This window comes from Trueperaceae bacterium (assembly GCA_036381035.1).
Classification (GTDB): Bacteria; Deinococcota; Deinococci; order Deinococcales; family Trueperaceae; genus DASRWD01.
In genome coordinates this window covers 1-1,141 of sequence record DASVDQ010000057.1, presented here as the reverse complement: position 1 = coordinate 1,141, position 1,141 = coordinate 1, and the positions used below count along the sequence as shown (strand labels likewise).

At 71.3% G+C, this 1,141-nt stretch carries 4 protein-coding genes; all 4 read right to left on the bottom strand.

The genetic code is table 11. The features are described from left to right. A partial coding sequence (locus tag VF202_07440; protein HEX7039925.1) for a YqaJ viral recombinase family protein occupies window positions 1-452 on the bottom strand: 452 nt, incomplete at its 3' end. Then, window positions 449-670, bottom strand: a complete 222-nt coding sequence (locus tag VF202_07435) for a hypothetical protein (GenBank protein HEX7039924.1) — start codon at window positions 668-670, stop codon at window positions 449-451. The genes VF202_07435 and VF202_07440, both read right to left, overlap by 4 nt. After that, window positions 667-957, bottom strand: coding sequence for a hypothetical protein (locus VF202_07430; protein ID HEX7039923.1), 291 nt, complete (start codon window positions 955-957; stop codon window positions 667-669). Before VF202_07430 ends, VF202_07435 begins: the two co-directional genes overlap by 4 nt. Further along, the coding region (locus tag VF202_07425; protein ID HEX7039922.1) for a hypothetical protein at window positions 954-1,141 on the bottom strand (188 nt) is incomplete at its 5' end. The genes VF202_07430 and VF202_07425, both read right to left, overlap by 4 nt.

Genomic DNA, 1,141 nt, shown 5'->3' with positions numbered 1-1,141 from the left:
TGCCAGAGCACCTGCGCCCGGTAGTAGGCCGGGATCTCATCGGTGCCGTCCGGGCCCCACCCGTCGTACGTGCCGCTCGACTTGATTTCGAGCACGGAGTGAGGCGGCCCCATCGTGGTCTCGTTGAGGCGGTACAGGTCGCGGTCGGTCGTGGCCAGCTGCCACGGCCGGTCCGCGTTCGCCCACAGCTGGCCCGGGGCGATCACCCATTCGGGGTGGTCGTCGGCCCACCTGTCCGCGATCCACGGCTCCAGGTGCCGCCCCAAGGATTTGATGTCGTCGTCGGGGTCGGCGTCGATGGCCCCTACCTTCTGGTGGTAGAGATTGAAAGCGCTGCTCCACGTGCTGATACCAAGGACGACGGCGATCTCCGAGGCGGTGACACCATGGCGGCGCGCGGCGAGCCACTCATCCCGGGGCGCGTCCGCCGGCAGCACGAGCCGGGCGGTCACAGCACCCACCCGTTCTCGGTGAGCCAGTCCTTGCGGGCTTGCAGGTTCATCGCGAGGTGCACGAGGGCGAGGATGCGTGACGCCTCGGGCGCCAACCGCAGGTGTTGGGCGATGGCGTCGGTGAGGATGTCGACCGCGGTCGGCGGGTCGATGACGCCGCGCAGGTGCATCTCCCCGACCATGTCGGCCATGACGTCCACGGGCAGCGGCCGGGTCACTGGGCCACCTCCCAGCCCGTGCCCTCGCACGTCTCGCAGTCGTCCCAGTACTTCTCGCCGCCGCTGCCGGGCATCTCGTGGTAGCGGCGGCGGTCGCCGCCGCAGTCGTGGCAGAGGGTGGTGCAGCTGGTGCAGGCGAACACCTGGCCGCCGTCCACGGTCCCGACCGGCAGGTTGGGGATCAGGCCCGGCGTGGCGGTGTAGTCGACACCGCAGACGACGCACGCGAGGCCGTCGCGCTGCTCGGGGGCGAGTGCGTCCAGGCGCAGGGGGCCGTGTCCGGTCACAGCGCACCCCCGTAGGTGGCGCCGTAGTCGCGGGCGAGGAGCCGGGCCAGCTGTCGGGGGTCGGTGCCGGGCGCCCACTCGTCCTCGTGGTGGACGATCTTGACGAACTGGCCGTTGGACCGCTCGACGACGGCCCGCTTGAGCACGTGGGCGCGGTCGATGCCGGACCGGTCGGCCATCGCGG